This is a genomic window from Sphingobacterium sp. BS-2, from assembly GCF_046161205.1.
Lineage (GTDB): Bacteria > Bacteroidota > Bacteroidia > Sphingobacteriales > Sphingobacteriaceae > Sphingobacterium > Sphingobacterium mizutaii.
The window spans coordinates 78,662-96,067 of record NZ_JBIXGO010000019.1 but is presented as its reverse complement, the minus strand read 5'-3'; the positions used below and the strand labels follow the sequence as shown (position 1 = coordinate 96,067).

General features: G+C 41.3%; 19 protein-coding genes and 1 tRNA gene. 10 read left to right on the top strand and 10 right to left on the bottom strand.

The window, feature by feature from the left end:
* Nucleotides 1-20: 20 nt before the first annotated feature.
* On the bottom strand, nt 21-662 hold the full coding sequence (mqnB, locus tag ACK2WI_RS12310; RefSeq protein WP_312695920.1) for a futalosine hydrolase: 642 nt from the start codon (nt 660-662) through the stop codon (nt 21-23).
* A 51-nt stretch (nt 663-713) separates the two neighbouring features.
* On the opposite strand from mqnB, the gene ACK2WI_RS12305 reads away from it, so the two are divergent.
* The 8 genes from ACK2WI_RS12305 (at nt 714) to ACK2WI_RS12270 (ending at nt 7,072) form a co-directional block, all read left to right on the top strand.
* Complete coding sequence (locus tag ACK2WI_RS12305; RefSeq protein ID WP_313368714.1) at nt 714-1,127, top strand: 6-carboxytetrahydropterin synthase; 414 nt, start codon at nt 714-716, stop codon at nt 1,125-1,127.
* A gap of 23 nt (nt 1,128-1,150) precedes the next feature.
* Nucleotides 1,151-1,783 carry a GTP cyclohydrolase I FolE gene (folE, locus tag ACK2WI_RS12300; protein WP_093099903.1) on the top strand — a complete coding sequence of 211 codons (633 nt, stop codon included), beginning with the start codon at nt 1,151-1,153 and terminating at the stop codon, nt 1,781-1,783.
* A 459-nt stretch (nt 1,784-2,242) separates the two neighbouring features.
* On the top strand, nt 2,243-2,878 hold the full coding sequence (locus ACK2WI_RS12295; protein WP_093099901.1) for an O-methyltransferase: 636 nt from the start codon (nt 2,243-2,245) through the stop codon (nt 2,876-2,878).
* A 21-nt stretch (nt 2,879-2,899) separates the two neighbouring features.
* Nucleotides 2,900-3,406 (top strand): glycoside hydrolase family 73 protein, encoded by a 507-nt coding sequence (locus tag ACK2WI_RS12290; protein ID WP_093099899.1) that lies wholly within the window; start codon nt 2,900-2,902, stop codon nt 3,404-3,406.
* Between the two features lie 18 nt (nt 3,407-3,424).
* Complete coding sequence (locus ACK2WI_RS12285) at nt 3,425-4,267, top strand: glucosaminidase domain-containing protein (RefSeq protein WP_409151081.1); 843 nt, start codon at nt 3,425-3,427, stop codon at nt 4,265-4,267.
* A 66-nt stretch (nt 4,268-4,333) separates the two neighbouring features.
* Nucleotides 4,334-5,095 (top strand): hypothetical protein, encoded by a 762-nt coding sequence (locus tag ACK2WI_RS12280; RefSeq protein ID WP_409151079.1) that lies wholly within the window; start codon nt 4,334-4,336, stop codon nt 5,093-5,095.
* Nucleotide 5,096: 1 nt separating this feature from the next.
* A complete protein-coding gene (locus tag ACK2WI_RS12275) occupies nt 5,097-6,140 on the top strand; it encodes a DUF3078 domain-containing protein (protein WP_093099894.1) in 1,044 nt (347 codons plus the stop codon).
* 5 nt (nt 6,141-6,145) lie between these two features.
* Nucleotides 6,146-7,072 carry an N-acetylmuramoyl-L-alanine amidase gene (locus ACK2WI_RS12270; protein ID WP_093099892.1) on the top strand — a complete coding sequence of 309 codons (927 nt, stop codon included), beginning with the start codon at nt 6,146-6,148 and terminating at the stop codon, nt 7,070-7,072.
* Between the two features lie 32 nt (nt 7,073-7,104).
* Here the strand turns inward: ACK2WI_RS12270 and ACK2WI_RS12265 are convergent, their stop codons facing one another.
* From ACK2WI_RS12265 to ACK2WI_RS12240, 6 genes are all read right to left on the bottom strand, one after another.
* A complete protein-coding gene (locus ACK2WI_RS12265) occupies nt 7,105-8,820 on the bottom strand; it encodes a sodium:solute symporter family transporter (protein WP_409151078.1) in 1,716 nt (571 codons plus the stop codon).
* Between the two features lie 105 nt (nt 8,821-8,925).
* Nucleotides 8,926-9,123 carry a hypothetical protein gene (locus tag ACK2WI_RS12260; protein WP_093099889.1) on the bottom strand — a complete coding sequence of 66 codons (198 nt, stop codon included), beginning with the start codon at nt 9,121-9,123 and terminating at the stop codon, nt 8,926-8,928.
* An 8-nt stretch (nt 9,124-9,131) separates the two neighbouring features.
* The gene (locus tag ACK2WI_RS12255) at nt 9,132-11,570 is read right to left on the bottom strand and encodes a PIG-L family deacetylase (protein WP_409151076.1); all 2,439 of its coding nucleotides are present in this window, start codon (nt 11,568-11,570) and stop codon (nt 9,132-9,134) included.
* Nucleotides 11,571-11,869: 299 nt separating this feature from the next.
* Nucleotides 11,870-12,127: a DUF6952 family protein gene (locus ACK2WI_RS12250; protein WP_093099886.1), complete on the bottom strand. Its 258-nt coding sequence runs from the start codon at nt 12,125-12,127 to the stop codon at nt 11,870-11,872.
* Nucleotides 12,108-12,422: a co-chaperone YbbN gene (locus tag ACK2WI_RS12245; protein ID WP_093099884.1), complete on the bottom strand. Its 315-nt coding sequence runs from the start codon at nt 12,420-12,422 to the stop codon at nt 12,108-12,110. The genes ACK2WI_RS12250 and ACK2WI_RS12245 overlap by 20 nt, the downstream gene beginning before the upstream one ends.
* Before the next feature lie 71 nt (nt 12,423-12,493).
* Nucleotides 12,494-13,126, bottom strand: a complete 633-nt coding sequence (locus ACK2WI_RS12240; protein WP_093099883.1) for a peroxiredoxin — start codon at nt 13,124-13,126, stop codon at nt 12,494-12,496.
* 302 nt (nt 13,127-13,428) lie between these two features.
* Here ACK2WI_RS12240 and ACK2WI_RS12235 point away from each other — a divergent pair.
* A tRNA-Arg gene (locus tag ACK2WI_RS12235) sits at nt 13,429-13,500 on the top strand.
* Nucleotides 13,501-13,541: 41 nt separating this feature from the next.
* Here the strand turns inward: ACK2WI_RS12235 and ACK2WI_RS12230 are convergent.
* Entirely contained in the window at nt 13,542-14,747 is a 1,206-nt protein-coding gene (locus tag ACK2WI_RS12230; RefSeq protein WP_409151073.1) for a CynX/NimT family MFS transporter, read from the bottom strand.
* On the opposite strand from ACK2WI_RS12230, the gene ACK2WI_RS12225 reads away from it, so the two are divergent.
* Complete coding sequence (locus ACK2WI_RS12225; protein WP_409151072.1) at nt 14,746-15,618, top strand: AraC family transcriptional regulator; 873 nt, start codon at nt 14,746-14,748, stop codon at nt 15,616-15,618. The genes ACK2WI_RS12230 and ACK2WI_RS12225 overlap by 2 nt on opposite strands.
* Nucleotides 15,619-15,655: 37 nt before the next feature.
* Here the strand turns inward: ACK2WI_RS12225 and ACK2WI_RS12220 are convergent, their stop codons facing one another.
* Together ACK2WI_RS12220 and ACK2WI_RS12215 are read right to left on the bottom strand one after the other, a co-directional pair.
* Entirely contained in the window at nt 15,656-16,333 is a 678-nt protein-coding gene (locus tag ACK2WI_RS12220; protein ID WP_409151070.1) for a hypothetical protein, read from the bottom strand.
* A 3-nt stretch (nt 16,334-16,336) separates the two neighbouring features.
* Nucleotides 16,337-17,326: a hypothetical protein gene (locus ACK2WI_RS12215; RefSeq protein WP_409151068.1), complete on the bottom strand. Its 990-nt coding sequence runs from the start codon at nt 17,324-17,326 to the stop codon at nt 16,337-16,339.
* Between the last annotated feature and the right edge of the window lie 80 nt (nt 17,327-17,406).

The following is a 17,406-nucleotide window of genomic DNA, read 5'->3' as shown; positions in this document are numbered from 1 at the left end:
AAAGGGTCTACACAATCGATTTACAAAAGGGGTTTTTGATCTTGTAGAGCAATTAGAAAGCGCTGTAGCCAAGAATTCAGCTCATTTAACGCTAAAGGGATGTTCCAATTTTCTACATTTCTCTTTTCCACCAAGTTGGAAATTGACCTTACTTGGACACAAGGAAGCCTTAATTTATTCGCCGCATAGAAAAAAGCAGCCCCTTCCATGCTTTCCAACAGGTTCAGTCCATGCTCTTTTTTGATCCGGTCAATGCTGTTATCAGCGCCGTGTACCTTATTCACCGTAATGGCATCCACATAGGGGATTTCATAAAACTCCGCCGGCAAAGCAGTCTCCGGAAGGCTTTCGACAAAGACCGAATTGCCAAAGCCAAGGCTATCGATCGGGATAAAATCTTGGTCATTCTCCGCACCGAACTCAAATACACGGTCGGTTTTGATCTTTAACAAAGCTCCTAACTTATGGTAGGGATTGAAGGTGCCCGAAATACCCACATTGATCAGCAGGTCGTAGGATTTTCCCTGTAGGTATTGACCCAAGGCAAAGGCCGTGGCAACCATGCCCACACCGGTTACCAAATAATCTGTTTTCGTTTCAATAAAAGTGGGGATGGATGCGGCTATTTCTAGTTCCGTTGCTGCTACTACAAGAGTTTTCATATATGTGGCTCAAAGTACTAATTTACGTTAATTTACTTTATCTTTGTCATTATGATTTATATAACACGACGCGAACGCTTTAATGCTGCCCACAAGCTCTATCGTGAAGACTGGTCATTGGAGGAGAATGAACGTGTTTTCGGTAATTGCTCAAACCCAAACTGGCATGGTCATAACTATGACCTATTTGTGACCGTAAAAGGCCTGGTCAACCCTGAAACGGGTTTCTTGATCGACCTGAAGTTGATGAAAGATATTATCACCAGAGAGGTTATCGATAAGCTAGACCATAAAAACGTCAACCTGGATGTTGATTTCATGCAAGGAAAGATGGCCTCTACCGAGGTAATTGCCATGGAAATATTCCATATCCTGAAGCCTTTCTTTGAAAAAGAGAAAGTCTTTTTACATGCAGTCAGACTTCATGAAACCGAAAATAATTATGTCGAGTATTTCGGCGAATAATTCACCTAAAACAAGTACTTAGAATGAGCAAATTTCAACAGTTTGAAGAAGAAGAGCAGGACGGTTATTTAAAGATCGACCAATACAACGAAAAGAATGTTGAACGTATTGCAGAACATTATACAGATATTCTTCAGGCCATTGGCGAAGACCCAAGTCGTGAGGGTTTGATCAAAACCCCAGAACGCGTAGCAAAAGCCCTTCAGTTTTTAACCCACGGCTATGATGTGGATGCTGCTGAGCTATTGCGCGGTGCAATGTTCGAAGAAGAATACAGCCAAATGGTGGTTGTAAAGGACATAGAAGTATATTCTATGTGTGAGCACCACATGCTACCTTTCTTCGGAAAAGCGCATATCGCCTATATTCCTAACGGCCATATCGTCGGATTGAGCAAAATCCCTCGTGTGGTGGATGTTTTCGCAAGAAGACTCCAAGTACAGGAAAGGTTGACCAACGAAATCCGTGATTGTATCCAAGAAACGCTTAAGCCTGCCGGCGTTGCGGTAGTGATCGAGTGTAAGCACATGTGTATGGCGATGCGCGGAGTGCAGAAACAAAATTCTGTAACCACCACTTCGGCATTTACCGGTGCATTCCAAAACGATGTAACCCGATCGGAATTCCTAAGACTGATTACCGCTTCTTTAGGATAAAAGATATCATATAAAATTATGGCCTGGATATAAATATCCAGGCCTATTTTTATTTATTTTCGAAGGAAACAAAATCCGATTCCATTTTCCATTTTCCGACTTGAAATTCCCTGGATTTTCACCAACTATCTTCTTGCTTTTGCTTTGGTTTCATTCGAGACACATTCGGAATTTTCCGAATGTGTCTCGAATGAAACCAAGTCTAAACCAATAGCGAATCCTATGTCAAAAAATATTTATTGAATTACAGGAGTCTGGGTAAAAATGGCCGCAGCCTAAAAGGTCAAAATTCTGACGTAATTTAAATAAAAGTTTAAAAATTTCACTTTTTATGAGTTGCGTTTAAAGGCTTTAAATGCTGTTTGACTTACCTACTGTTACGAACTAAATTATTGATAATCATCTATTTGTAAAATATCTCTTGGTTGGATGCACGGCTAATATTTATCTTTGCGCAGTATGTTTGAAGAGTCTAATCCATTAAACAGCTATCTGGAAGATACTACGGACGAGGAAAATTCGTTGTTAAAAAAGGTCAATAGAGAGACCTATCTGAAGGAGACGATGCCGCACATGTTGTCGGGGCATTACCAAGGGAGAGTCTTGTCGATGATAAGCAAGATGGTACATCCAAGGTTGGCTTTGGAAATTGGGACTTTTACAGGATATGCTACCCTGTGTTTAGCAGAGGGATTGGAAGATGAGGGTGTTTTGCATAGCATTGATATCAATGAGGAACAACAAGAGCGGGTTCAGTCTTATTTTGATGAATCGCCTTATGCCAGTCAGATCAGATATCATATCGGCGATGCAGCAGAGGTAATCCCAAGCATTGAAGGGACTTTTGATTTGGTGTTCATTGATGCCGATAAAAAAAGAAACCTGTACTACTTCAATGCATTGATCGACCGAGTGAGACCCGGAGGGGTGATCTTAGTTGATAATGTGTTATGGAAAGGCAAGGTTTTTGACGAGAACCCCGACAAGCAAACACAGCAAGTAATAGAATTAAATCAAACCTTGGCAGAGGATAAACGAGTTGAAAAACTTATTCTGCCGATTAGAGATGGGCTTTTTGTGCTACGCAAAAAGTAGTGTTAAACTAAAACAAGTTTTATGCTAGAATATTGTAGAAAGATTTTTGTGGTATGTATACTTATCACTCTTTCAACTTTAGGACTTTACGCTCAAGATTTTACGACCAAGTCGTACATTGAGAAACATAGTCCAGCAGCTCAAACGCTAATGCGTGAAACAGGGGTTCCGGCCTCTGTAATTTTAGCAGTAGCAATTCATGAAAGTGCCTATGGCAACAGTAGAATTGCTCGCTATTTGAACAACCACTTTGGAATCAAAGGGAAGAATAACAGCAAAAAGATCCGTTCTGCTTACAAAGGATACGGTTCCGTGTTGGATTCTTACCGTGATTTCGTAGGACTTCTCCAAAGAAGAAAGGCGACGCAGCCACTGTTCGATAAACACAATTCAGAAGACTATAAAGGATGGGTGAAGGGAATTGCTAGATCTGGGTATTCAGAGACGGGTGATTGGTCGAGAAAAGTAATCTCAACCATCGATACCTATGACCTTGAAAAGTACGACGAAAAAATTAATCTTAATTAATCGCATTTGTCAGATAAGATGAAGAAGTTTTTATTGGCCAGTTTAATATTGGCCTTATTTTTTGTTTCGTGTGGAACTAAAAGAAACACTACACTGAAGAATCCAAACGGTAGGCCCAATAGCTCCGTTAACAATTCCAGCGCTTCATCTTCTAGCAACAAAGGAACTTCGACCAGCGGACTGAATTACATCGATCGCTACAAAGGGATCGCCATTGAGGAAATGAACAAATATGGTATTCCTGCGAGTATCAAATTAGCGCAAGCCTTATTGGAGTCCGGAAATGGAAACAGTTACCTGGCTACCCGAGCCAACAACCACTTTGGGATCAAATGTGGCGGTAGCTGGAGCGGGAAATCAGTCAATCGTCCAGATGACTCCAACAACGACTGTTTCAGGGTTTACAACGATCCGGAGCAATCTTTCCGCGATCACTCTCAATTTCTTCTTCGCAAGCGTTATGAGAACCTTTTCACCTTAAGGAAGGATGATTATAAAGGCTGGGCGAAAGGGTTGAAGGCAGCCGGCTATGCTACCAACCCAAGGTATCCTGAGCTATTGATCGATCTGATCGAACGTTATAACCTGCAGCAGTATGATAGGGCGGAAGCGCCGGTAGAAGTCATAGCTCGTGTGGAGAAAGTGGAAGAGGTGATCGAAGAGAAGGAAGTCGAAGAACCCCAAGTTCCGGTTGAGGAAATCAAGAAACCTGTCGCTATGCTGATCTATGAGGTAAAAGCGACCGACACTATGTATTCCATTGCCAGGAAATATAATGTAACTGTAGAAACCATCAAGCAATTGAATGGATTGAGCACCGATGCTGTAACCGTTGGGCAGTTATTGGTCGTATCAAAATAGTTACAAGGCCCATTAAAAGATGTTAAATATTAGCAAGCTATTCTTCTAAGACGTAGTTTTATAGGAGTGAAAATTCTTGTCCGTATTTTTATATTATGTTCTTTACTTTCTCCGGCTTTGCTGTATGCGCAACAGAGCTTGGAAGGTATCGTGTATGACAAGGATAGCAAGCGCAGGCTTGGAGAAGTGCAAATCAGGAACCTAAACACCCAGAAGTACATTTACAACGATGCCAGAGGCGAATTTAAGACTCCTGTAAAAAATGGGGATGTCATTGTGTTCAAAAAGATGGGCTACTTCAGCGATACGATCGTGGTGAATAACCAAGGGGCGCTGATCGTTAACCTGAAGGAGAACATAGCTAATATCGAAACCGTTACGGTGGTCGGGCGCAAGAACCCAGATGACGTTTTAAATGAGATAAAAAGAGATTATGGCAAGGCTTTTGAGTTAGCTAAGCCTGGCGATTTGATTTCGGTGGGCATGACAGGGGCAGGATTGAATATTAATTCGCTCTATGGATTGATCAGTAAGGAGGGGAAAGACGCGCGGAGGTTTACCCAGTTTATCGGGAAACTCCATGAAGAAAACATTATAGACTTTAATTTTACACCGGAATTGGTCAACAGTCTGGTGGGTTTGGAAGGAGATGAATTGAAGGCTTTTATGCAATTATTTAGGCCATCGTACGAGTTTGTTTCGACCTCCAACTACTATCAGATGGTAAAATATATAAAAAGTAAATACGAAGTGTTCAAACTACACCCAAATTTACGACCTTTGCGAGAATTGCCAGATATTCAATTAGACGTAAAAAAAGAAAATTAACATGAATATAAAACTTTACCTATTACCTGTTTTCATTTTTATTTTCGGAATCAGTATGGTTCATGCTCAGGATTTGCGCGAGCTACGCGTAAAGCCAGACAGCAGTATTTCTCCTGAAACGGATGGAAAAGCACTAGGTATCAAAAATATTAATGTCCCGATTCCAAAATTGGACCTACAGGTCAATTATTGGAAACATTGGACCAAACTAGGGGTTAACTTCAACCAAGCGGCTTTCTCCGACAACTGGAAGCTGGGTGGTTTGAATTCATTTGCTGTAGGTGGTATCCTTTGGCATAAATCTGAATTCAACAGGAACAACTTCAACTTTGTTTCGGAGGTGGACCTGAAATATGGTAAAGTGAAGAACGAAGGCCAGTTGGCAAAGCCAAACAATGACCGTATATTCTGGGATAACAAGCTCGCTTATAAATTGACGAAATCATGGGCGGTCTATTTATCCCTAACCTATGAGACCCAGTTTGACAATTCATTCCATTATGCGATGGTGGATGGGGAAGAGGTGATCACGGGCTTGAAATCATCTTTTATGGCTCCGGGTTACTTTACGGAATCATTCGGTTTGGAGTATAAGCCAGATGATACCTTCTCCTTGCGTTTTGGTACAGGTACGGCCAGACAGACCTTGATCTTGGATAATCGTTTGAAACCATATAATGCCCTTGATTATTATAGAAAACACGGAAAGTTCTTTGATCCTAATGATGTGACCAAGGGAACTGGTCCGATGTTCGGTGTTGAGGAAGGCAAAAACTTCAATAATGAGCTGGCTTTTCAGTTAACCGCAAACTTGGATAGAAACCTTTCTAAAAACTTGCATTTAAAAGCACGTTACAACCTGTTTGCAGACTATGAAGACATTACCGATCCAACACACCGTTTGGATGCAACCTTGACGGCTAAAGTGACCTCCTTGATCAATGTAGCGCTAGGTGGAGTTATTTTATACGATTCTGCTCTGGACAACAAGGTGCAATGGAACCAGATGCTTTCCATGGGTGTAATGCTTAATTTACCAAAATAAGATTGATGAGAATAATTTCGGTGAGACTGATTGCTGCGTTGTGTGGGGTAATGTTCTTGGTTGGTTGTTCTACTGCTAAGAAGTCGAAGGTTTTGCAATCAAATACAGCTGTCATTACTCCTTCTGTTATCGTTGAGAATTCTGCGCCGAAGCTTGATACGCTAAATAAACCGGCAGAGGTAATCGAACAGGCAAAAGTGGCTCCCACTCTTGCTGTCAATACAGAGTTGACTCCTGAGCAACAGGCATGGAATATGTTTTTGCAGGGAACCAGCAAACAGTATGATTTTGCCAGTGCCATTCATTTTGATGTCAGGAAGCCATCCTTCGTGATGATCCACCATACTTCTCAGGCCAACCTGGCCCAAACCATTCGCACCTTTCAATTGGCGCATACCAAAGTGAGTAGCCATTATGTGATCGGACGTGATGGTCGGGTGGTGCAGATGCTGAATGATTATTTGCGCGGTTGGCATGCCGGCAGAGGCAAATGGGGCAGCATAACGGACATGAATTCGGTGTCCATCGGTATAGAACTTGACAACAATGGTTCTGAACCCTTCCCAGATGCCCAAATAAACTCCCTGCTGGTCTTGTTGGACACCCTGAAGACCAAGTATAGCATTCCGCAGAAAAACTTCATAGGACACGCTGATTTTGCGCCAGGAAGAAAAGACGATCCAAATGTATTCTTCCCTTGGCAACTTTTGGCCGATCGAGGCTTCGGAATCTGGTACAATCCTAATTATTTAATGGCTCCGCCTTCCAATTTTAACCCGATTGATGCCCTTAAGCTCATGGGTTATGATCTGACCAATCAGGATGCGGCAATCAAGTCCTTTAAACGGAAGTTTGTCAAGTCTGATCTATCGCCCGTCTTAACGGATCGAGACCGAGCTATCCTTTATGATCTCTATCGAAAGTATTATTAATAAATTTTAATGGGTAAGATCCTTTTCAGGATTTAGGCTTCGACAGGTTCGAGGTCCTTTTTTTGTTTATTCGACATAAAGAACTGCAGGATCAGTCCGATCAGGATCAAGAGTACACAGCCTATTAGGTTCAACCAAAGGAAGGCAACAATATTCAATTGCCAAATCCCGATGACAATTACTTCCGTAATCACTGCTGACCAAAAAACCGCTTTTCCACCGATTCTTTTGATGTAGAATGCCACCAGGAATATGCCAAGGATAGTTCCGTAGAACAGGGATCCAAGGATATTAACGGCCTCCAATAGGTTGCCCAATTGACTGGAATATAGGGCGATCCCTATGGTGAAAACTCCCCAGAACAGCGTGCTGATACGGGAGGCTTTTAGGTAATGCGCATCATTGGCATCTCGTTTTACGAATCGTCTATAGATATCGATGACGGTCGTAGAGGAGAGCGAGTTGATGGCACTAGCCGTCGCTCCCATAGATGCTAGGAAGATAATGGCAATCAATAGGCCTATTAGACCTTTAGGGAAGGTATCGGTCACAAACCTTAGGAAGATATAGTTGGTGTCGTTGGTATCGGCATTCGGATCGTTTTTCTTGATCAGGTCTACCAGTTCGGTGCGCAAGCCTTTATCTTTCTCATTAAATTGCTGAAGATTGACTCTGGCATCATCTATTTTATCGTCTTGTTTTTCCTTTAGGGCTGCGGTCAGTTGGTTGATATAAACCGTTTTTTCCTCACTTAGCTGTTCATGTCGCTGTTTGATGTCCTCATATTCTTGTTTATGGGAACTGTTTTCAAGTTTTTCTATGACCTGTTCGTTGAAAAACAAAGGCGGGGTATGGTATTGATAATAAGCAAAGACCAAGATACCGATCAACAGGATACAGAACTGCATAGGCACTTTTAGCAATCCATTCATCAGCAATCCCAATCGGCTTTCTTTTACTGAGGAGCCGGTTAAATAACGACCTACCTGGCTCTGATCAGTTCCGAAATAGGATAGTTGCAAAAAGAATCCGCCGATTAGTCCGGTCCAGACGGTATATTGATTGTCCAGATCAAATTTGAAGTCAATGGCATTCGCCTTTCCTGACTTTCCAGCAATGTGCAAGGCTTCTTTGAATCCGATGTCCTCAGGCAATAGATGCACGACAAGAACGCCAGCCAATAATAGCCCGGCGAATATGATGGACATTTGCAAAAGCTGTGTGTATGATACCGCTTTGGTACCACCATAAACCGTATAGATAACGACCAAAGTACCGATGCCGATGGTGGTCATCACTAGATCTATATTCAATATGGTGGATAGGATGATGGCCGGAGCAAAGATGGTGATCCCTGTCGAGATCCCTCGTTGGATCAGGAACAGTGATGCGGTTAGGACGCGGGTCTTGATGTCGAATCTCTTCTCCAGGAATTCATAGGCTGTATAGACCTTGAGTTTATGGAAGATCGGGACAAAGGTGATGCAGAGCACGATCATGGCCAATGGTAAACCAAAGTAGAACTGTGCAAAGCTCATGCCTGAAGAGTAAGCGAGTCCAGGGGCGGAGAGAAAGGTAATGGCGCTTGCCTGGGTTGCCATTACTGAGAGTCCTACTGTGTACCAAGGTAAGGAACGGTCACTGAGGATATAGCCGTCAATGGTCTTGACGTTCTTGCTTTTGTAAATCCCATAAACCACTATGGAAAGCAAGGTAAGGATGAGTACTATCCAATCGATACTACTCATCCAAAATATCTAGTAAAAATATACATTAGAACTATGCAAACGACTAACCAGATGACAATGATCCAATAGAATTGTCTCCAGCTTCGTACGAATGGCGGTAGTCCTTTATCTGTCATGCGATTTTTCTGGTAATAGAGCGGAGATGAAGATGATTGCAAAAATAAAACCACCGATAAGTCCAGCAATTAATGATAAAAATGTACCACTTGCAACCCAAGCAGTAAGAGCACCTAAAACAGTACCTACTAATAGGATGATGCCTTTTACGTTGATTTCGTTAGAGTTTTCGATTTGATTTTCCATTATATTTTTTAATTTTTTTCGTTCTTAGCCAGCAAATTTACAAATAATCTAGTAGCTCCGGGAACTCCTGCGGGCAATTGTCTGAAAAAGGCCAACGGAGCATAGACAAACTTCCCTTTTCCATAGTTGGCCACCAATAGAGAGCCTTTGTTCTGCTCCTCGTTTTTGTCGGCCATACTCAATGGCGTGCGGTATTCCGGAGATATATTGGTCGCAAAGTAAAGCCCTCTTTCCTGTACCCAGCCTTCAAAATCCTTGTCTGTAATTTTGTTGGGATAATTCAAGATCGGGTCATTCGGATCAGTAAAGGTCACCTTTGCATCCTCTTCCGTTACGCGTTCTCTGTTGATCTCAAATGGATAAGGGCCAAATTTATTGGTGCTCATCCGGGAGTTTACATTGTACTGCGCCAATACCGTTCCGCCTTGCTCTGCATAATTCAACAGGATGGGTAACCATTGATTGGCATTCGGACTGACATTATAAGCCCTGATTCCAATAATAATTGCATCGTATTGTTTTAAGTTAGTGCTGGCAAGCAGGTCGCTATTCAATAGGTCGACTTGTATGCCGATGTTTTCCAATGCAGTAGGAACTAAATCCCCTGCACCATGAATATAACCAATTTTTTTCAAAGGATTGTTAATTTCCAGTGCTTTAACTTTTAGGTTGATCGCTGGAAACCAGGTGATGTCCGGAATATGCTGGTAGGCGATCCTCTTGAAGCCATAGACCGGCTCTCCGTTCAATAGGGGTTGGATTTCGCTGCTTGCGGTGTTTTTGGGATTGGAAATCTCAAAGGTCTTCACGACTATCCCGTGCTCAGGTATATCCAGCGCAGCTTCTTTCGGACTGATGTTCAAACCATCAGATTGTTTAAAGCTTAACTCAGCTTTTTGGGCCTGATCGCTATTGTTTGTAATGGTCAAGCTGATGGTTTTCTTATCACCGGTCTGCAATAGCGCCTGTGAAGAGCTGATGGTCGCGGTAAGTGCCGGAGAAATGGATATGGGTTGGTAGATTTCGCCTTGTACGGGGTCTACGAAACGATATTCAACCGGTTTATCAATGCTTATGGCCAAGCCATCAACTTCGATTACAAACGCTGTCTGTGGATTATCGGTGTTTTCTGGATTTCCGAAGTTGCTGTCTTCGATATCGAATTTACCCAAGGAGTTAGGTTTTTCTAACCAGTAGGGTTGGGTCCAGTGTGCAATCTTCTTCTCCGATGGATATTTCTTGGTTTCATTGGCGGGCAATGCTTCAGCAAGCTGCTTACCATCAATGGAAATCAGTTTAACCGATACATCTGCTGCTCTTTTAATGATTTCGTTGTTTACCGGAAAAGTCTGATTAACCACATAATTAGGCTTAGCAGCAATAGATTCCGCAACGATACCCGCTGAAGACAGGATGATGTCTTCAATATCTTTTATTTTCTTGTCTCTATATACCGAGGGTTTCAAAGCTTTGACCATAGCATGCAGAGCGACTAGGTCCTTGATTGATTTTTCTGGATGATTAATGTCAAAACTGTTTTGAATAGTCTGGATCTTCGTTTCGATGTTCTTCACGGGTTCGCCTAGACGTTCCCAGCTGGTGTTGATGCCATCAAATAAATCTTGGTTTGCTTTCTCTCCGGCAACATGGTCGAAATACTCGGTGGTTTTGCCGCGGTTAGAAGCCGAACCAAATCCTTGGCTCTTATGTTGAGATCTACTCATGGCTGATATCTCGCCATAGGAATAGCCCAAAAGCGGATTGTAATCATTGAGGACTACCTTTAACTGCTCGTCTGAGGTGTTGTTCATCCCTCCAAAATTGGCAGTATTCCAAACTAGGCGCTTAGCCTTCCATGGTTTCAGTTCTTTTAATTGTTCAGGAAAGCGATTGGGATCTGCGGCTGCTTCGTAAGCTTCTTTGGCCAAGATAGCAGATGCTTGATGGTGTCCGTGTCCACCACGGCTATCCGGAGGGAAGCGATTGATGATGACATCCGGTTGAAGTTTGCGAATCATATAGACCGCCTCGCGGAGGATATCCTCTTTTTTCCAAAAACTGAAGGTTTCATCATGTGTTTTGGAAAAGCCAAAGTCATAGGCAGCACTAAAGTACTGTTCTCCTTTGTCGATGCCACGGGCAGCAAGCAGTTCCTGCGTACGGATCAAGCCGAGCTCAATGCCCTGTTCAGTTCCGAGCAGGTTTTGTCCGCCATCACCTCTGGTCAAGGAAAGATATGCTGTTCTATATTTGCGATCATTGGCTAAATAGGCAATTAGCCGGGTGTTTTCGTCATCTGGGTGAGCCGCAAAATAAAGTGCGGTGCCAAGGGTTCCAAGTTTATCGATCTTGAGCTTGATAAGAGAAGCCGAATTGCCTTGCTGTGCAAGCGCAATGGAAAAAGATGATAGGATTAGGAAGAATAGGCCTAAGAATCTGTGAATCATCCTTAAAAGTAATAAGATTCGGCTAAAAAAATAAAAGGAATCAAAATAATTTGATTCCTTTTACCAACAATTAAAAATCTTCGACTTTAAACCTTGGTGTTTATTCCGTTGGTTCAATTTTTAGCAGGATGATGCGCTTTATTTTGGTCTAACCTTTAATAAATATAAAAGTAATACAATTCAATTTGATAAACCGCGGTATTTAAAAAAAACTTTTCCACAAAAACACAGTTATGCACAGGTTTTTGTGGAAAAGAAAAATGTGGCCAACAGCTTGACCTTATGATTATTTATGCGAATTACTTGTCAATAGAGCCTAAAACACGCTTCATAAAGGTGTTCAGGGCTTCTTTCTGTGGCATTCCTTCTTGAACCAACTTGTTGACCTCAATGGCGCCGTACATGTTGGAGATCAATTCACCAATAACATCTAGCTCCTCGTCCTTCAGTTGAGGGACTTCGGTCAACGATTCCAAGGTTTCGATTGTTTCCAATACGAAGTCTGCGTCGTTTTCAGCGATGAATTCGGTGAGATGTTTAATTATTGGTAACTTCATTTAATAGTTCTGTTAATCCTTCGATTTTATTTGTTTGTACTTGATTGATCAACTTTCCACCTTTGAAGGCTGCGAAAGTTGGGAGGTTGTTTACATTAGCAAGTTTCCTGGATTCAGGGAATTTCTCTGCATCTACGATTACAAATTTCACGTTTTCGTTTTCACCTGCTAATTTCTTGAATTTCGGCTTCATGATGCGGCAGTTACCACACCAAGAAGCTGCATATTGGACCATCACGGTATCATTACTGTCGATGACCTCTTGTAAGTTGTCTGAGCTTAATTCTTCTAACATGATTTTTGATTTAAGAGTTGATCTGAAATAAAAAGAGGAGGTTGTTCCTCCTCTTTCGATATGGGGGAATATTAATTGTGTGACAAGTAAGAAGCAACGCCATCACGTGTAGCGTTCATCGCTTCTTTACCTTCTTCCCAGTTTGCTGGGCACACTTCTCCGTGTTTCTGAACGTGCGTGTAAGCATCGATCAAACGGATGTATTCTTTAACATTACGGCCTAAAGGCATATCATTTACTGACTCGTGGAATACTTTACCTGTCTCGTCGATCAAGTAAGTAGCACGGTAAGATACTGCAGAACCTTCCACTAGAGTTCCGTATTCAGGGTGTTCAACCTCTTTCATTTCTAAGATACCTAATACGCTAGATAGGTTGCGGTTAGTATCAGCAATGATAGGGTATTCAACACCTTCGATACCGCCGTTGTCTTTTGCAGTGTTCAACCATGCAAAGTGAACCTCTGCTGAATCACATGATGCACCGATTACGATAGTGTTTCTTTTCTCGAATTCAGCAACAGCTTCTTGGAATGCATGTAACTCTGTAGGACAAACAAACGTGAAGTCTTTCGGGTACCAAAATAATAGGACCTTCTTGTTTTCTTGTTGTGCTTTTTCGAACAAATTCAAAGTGAAATTGTCGCCTAAATAGTCAATAGCATCTACTGTAATGTTCGGGAAATTTTTACCTGTAAAACTCATAATAATTTTCTTTTCTTTTTTGTAGTACAAAGATACACTTTTTACAGCCTAAAAATAATCGATAATAGCTATTAACTATCGGTTTTATCTATTTAAAACCAGTATCACATATAAGAATGACTTATATCACAAAAGGGCTTCTTTTTGATTTACAGGCTGTTGTTTGTTTGGGATATTAGGGAAGAAAAATTTGTGGGATAGAAAAGTGTTTTTGACCTTTGAATGGAAATGCAAAGGGATAAATAGAAATGAGTTGAAAATAAAATTTGCTCTGATTCCATAAAATATTAGTTTTGCAGCACGGCCCTGTAGTTCAACGGATAGAATAGATGTTTCCTAAACATTTGATAGCAGTTCGATTCTGCTCGGGGCTACTAAAAAAGCAACTCATTGAGTTGCTTTTTTGCTTTATAGCTTAATGCTCTTCCACGAACCTTGGCCTTGCAGACCTTCTGCCGAAGACTGTCATCAATACAATTACCAGTAATAGGAAATAAAATGAATAGGACCAGGAGAGGGCATAATCATGCAATTTTCCAAACAAAGGCGGGCCAAAGGCAGCAATCAGATAACCGATGGACTGCGCTTTGCCTGAAATCTTTATGGTCCCAACCATGGTCTTGCTCCTTGCCGACAAGAACAATATGGCTAAACTAAATGCCAATCCCCCTGCAATCCCGAGTAGGGTGGCTGTAAAATAGATATACTGGTCTTTCAATAATAAAAGCATGATAATCCCTGTAGAGTAAAGGACGCCAATTAAATAAATCAGAGATTTTGGATCTTTCATCTTACTGGCGACAATCGGACTGATAAGCATAACAGGCAACATCGCCAACTGAAGGATAGAAAACACCCAACCAGCAGCGGATTTGCTCATTCCGTATTCCATCAGGACAGTCGGTAGAAAAGCTACTAAGCAATAGTAAATTAATGATTGCAAGCCCATAAAGAGGCTGATGTTCCAAGCTTGTTTGGAACGGAAAATATTGAACTTTATGTTTTCTGATGTAATTACCTGTTGGCTTTGTGGTTTATTGCCCCAAAATAATTCAGCAAATGCAATCAGTAAGGCAATGACTGCAACAATGATCCAGACCGATAAGGACCCTTTCCAGCCGGCACCGGTCCATTCGCCTATGGAAATACTAAAGCCTGAGGCTAATGCCGCAACCAAATTCATCGAAACCGAAAATATACCGGTCATTAGCCCGATCTTTGCCGGGAACTCATTCTTGATATAGGCAGGAGTCAAAACATTACCCACGCATATTCCTAAACCTATCAAAACCGATCCCAAATAAAGGGATGTGATGTTCCCTGCTACCCTTAGGTACATTCCGATAATCAGAATCACCAAGGAATAAATCAGGCCATGCCGGATATTTAGCTTTTCAGTGGCTTTACTTACCAAAATAGAACAGGATGCAAATACAATAAGAGGGATGGAGGTCAAAAGGCTGGCTTGGATATTATCTAGGTCCAAGGCCAATTTGATTTCATCCAAGATGGGACCGACAGCGGTAATTGGCGATCTTAGGTTGCTCCCCACCCAAATGATAAGCAATATACCGAGCCATGTATTCCTTGTCTTATTGTTTTGTTGCATTGTTTCACCCATGATTTTACTTGTATCTGATCTTGGCCACAAAGATAAGCCTGTCGTTTTTATTAACTTTGCCATTTACTACATACAGAACGACATGGATAAACAGGGTAATGAGAAGAAATTGATCGGTGAATACGTGGATAATATTGCCGCTGATACCTATGTCTGGTATGATGCACAATGGAAACATGATAACATGGAGCATCAGCATCGCAGTTTTCAATTAAATTATATCACTGAAGGGTATCAGTATTTTCATATCGATAAAAAGATTTATTTAGTACCACAAAACCATATCATCTGGATTCCGAGCGCAAAACCACATAAGACCACAACGGAGTCAAGTTCGGTGAATTTGATGTCTGTTCTCTTTAAAGAGGTTCCAAAAGGGGATTTTTTCATGAACACGCATGTTTTTCCAGCGCCAGCCGTATTAAAGGAAATGTTGCTTTATGCATCCAAATGGAATAGGGTCCTAGATATCGACAAGGAGCAAAAGCTCTTTTTGAAAGCTTTATTGTACAGTCTTCCTAACTTTTGCGAAGTGAGTATGGCCCTTGAAATCCCTGTTCCTTCGGATGATAGGTTGATTCCGCTCTGTAATTACATCAATAAAAACTATAGATTCAATTTTGATATCCAGGCCTTAGCGAATATGGCAAACCTTTCGGTCAGGACGCTACAAAGGATCTTTAAGAAGGAAACTGGGATTACACTGCAGAAGTATTTACAGTTAGTGCGCATTTTAAAAAGTATCGAACTTCTCGATACTAAAAAATATACCCTAACGGAGATAGCTTATAAGGTAGGTTATCAAAGTTTATCGGCTTTCAGCCTTTCCTATTCTAGTTTAATGAAGGATGGACCTAAGCTGAAGCCTTAACTCGCTGAAGATGTAGAAATAAAAAGTGAATTGCCGTCTATCTTCTCTCCGTAAGATTTCCGTCTTTATCAAAGTAAAAATAAACGTCCTTTCGAGCCCCACTCACGGAAGAATACCAATGCGTTACATCCATGTTCGCTACCTTCATGTGAACGAAATATACATGGTCGGCAGGTACACCGCCTTCTATATTTTTTGCTTCTTCGATTAGGCTATCATGGATTTTCTTGGCGGTAGAAAATTTAATGTTTTCTATAGGGAATAGAAGATCGACCATCTTTAAGTTTCCAGTGACCTTTACTGGGGTAGGATCGTCCCACTTCCCATTTGAATAAGTATATTGATCGATGTTTTCGGGCTTATCAGGGTCTTGGATCTTGATTGAGATACGACCGCCCTGAAAGTCAAAGAAATAAAGGTCCTGGTGCATATTGATCTTCTTGCCCTTGAATTGGGGCAGGTTCATGAGTTCAGCTTGTATCTCGTCCAATTTTTCGGCGCTTTCATAAACACTTTGCTGTTTATTTTTATGCGTATCCTTGATTTCTCTACTATTGGATGTCGACTTGCCAGTTAGCAGTGTAGTTTGGTCCGTTTCTTCCTTTCTTGGCTTCGGTTTCATGGTGTCCTCAAAACTTTTCTTGATCTGCTGACAGGAGGAAAACATTGCAAGGATTGCAATGCAGGATATAATATGGTAATAAGTCCTATTCATAAATTAATCAACAACATCAATGGATTGCGGGTCTTCCGCGTCATATAAGATATTTATTTGGTTCCCAACAGCTATTCCGGAAATGTCCAAGAGGCCGTACAACTTCTTAAAAGAAGCTACAATGGTTTTCCCCTTGTCCTGAAACTCTATGGTAACGATTATTTGAGGCTTTTCATTGACCGAAAGATTCGTTTGTTGAGTCGACACTATGGTCGCGACAGCGGACTTTCCATAGAGAAGTAAACGATCCGATTTAGTAGATTTTGGCAAAAAAGCATTGAAAATAGAGAACACCCCGAGATATATCAATGCCAGAAAAGGCGAGAGAATAAAGGGATGCCCAAAGGAGAGATAGCGCCATCCTGCGCCTTGGCTCTCATAAAGCATTCCATAAATCAATAGCCCTATGGGAGTCAAAATCAAAACGGCAAGTACGGAATAACCATAGATCAACATGCTTTTGTCGATTTTTACCTTTCCATCCTCCAACATGATCCTTGGTTTATTCGGATCCGTGCTGACCATCAATCCAATATCCTTACCCACTTGGTAGCGGTTCATTTCAGGCTTGGTATCAACAAACGGCAAACTAAATGTCATCTCTGATTTTACTAGGTTTACAAAAGAGATCCTAATCATTTTGCTTTCTCCATCGGCAGTTTGCTGTAAGATCCTTTGTTCGACTATTTTGCCTTTAATTCTTTTACCATCTTGAATTAGGTTTTTATATTCTCTTTTTGCTTTTAATAGGTTGGAAAGGGATCTCTTAAAAAACAGATAGATTACGGTAAGCCAGAGAACTAGGCCCAATCCTAAATAAAAGAAAGCGGTTGCTGGAGATTTATCGAAATCGTATTTCCAATCACCTTGTTGTGAATGGATTAGGATCGGAAGGCCGATGGCCATCAATAATAAGAAGATGGTGCCAAAGGATAATCCTAAGACTACATTGAAAGTCTTAGCAGGAGTTGGACTGTGGTTTAAGCTACTCATTTTAAACACAATATAAATAAAATTAATCCATGAATTAAAACAAATGTTATTATTCTATAGATTTTTAATTTTGTTGAATC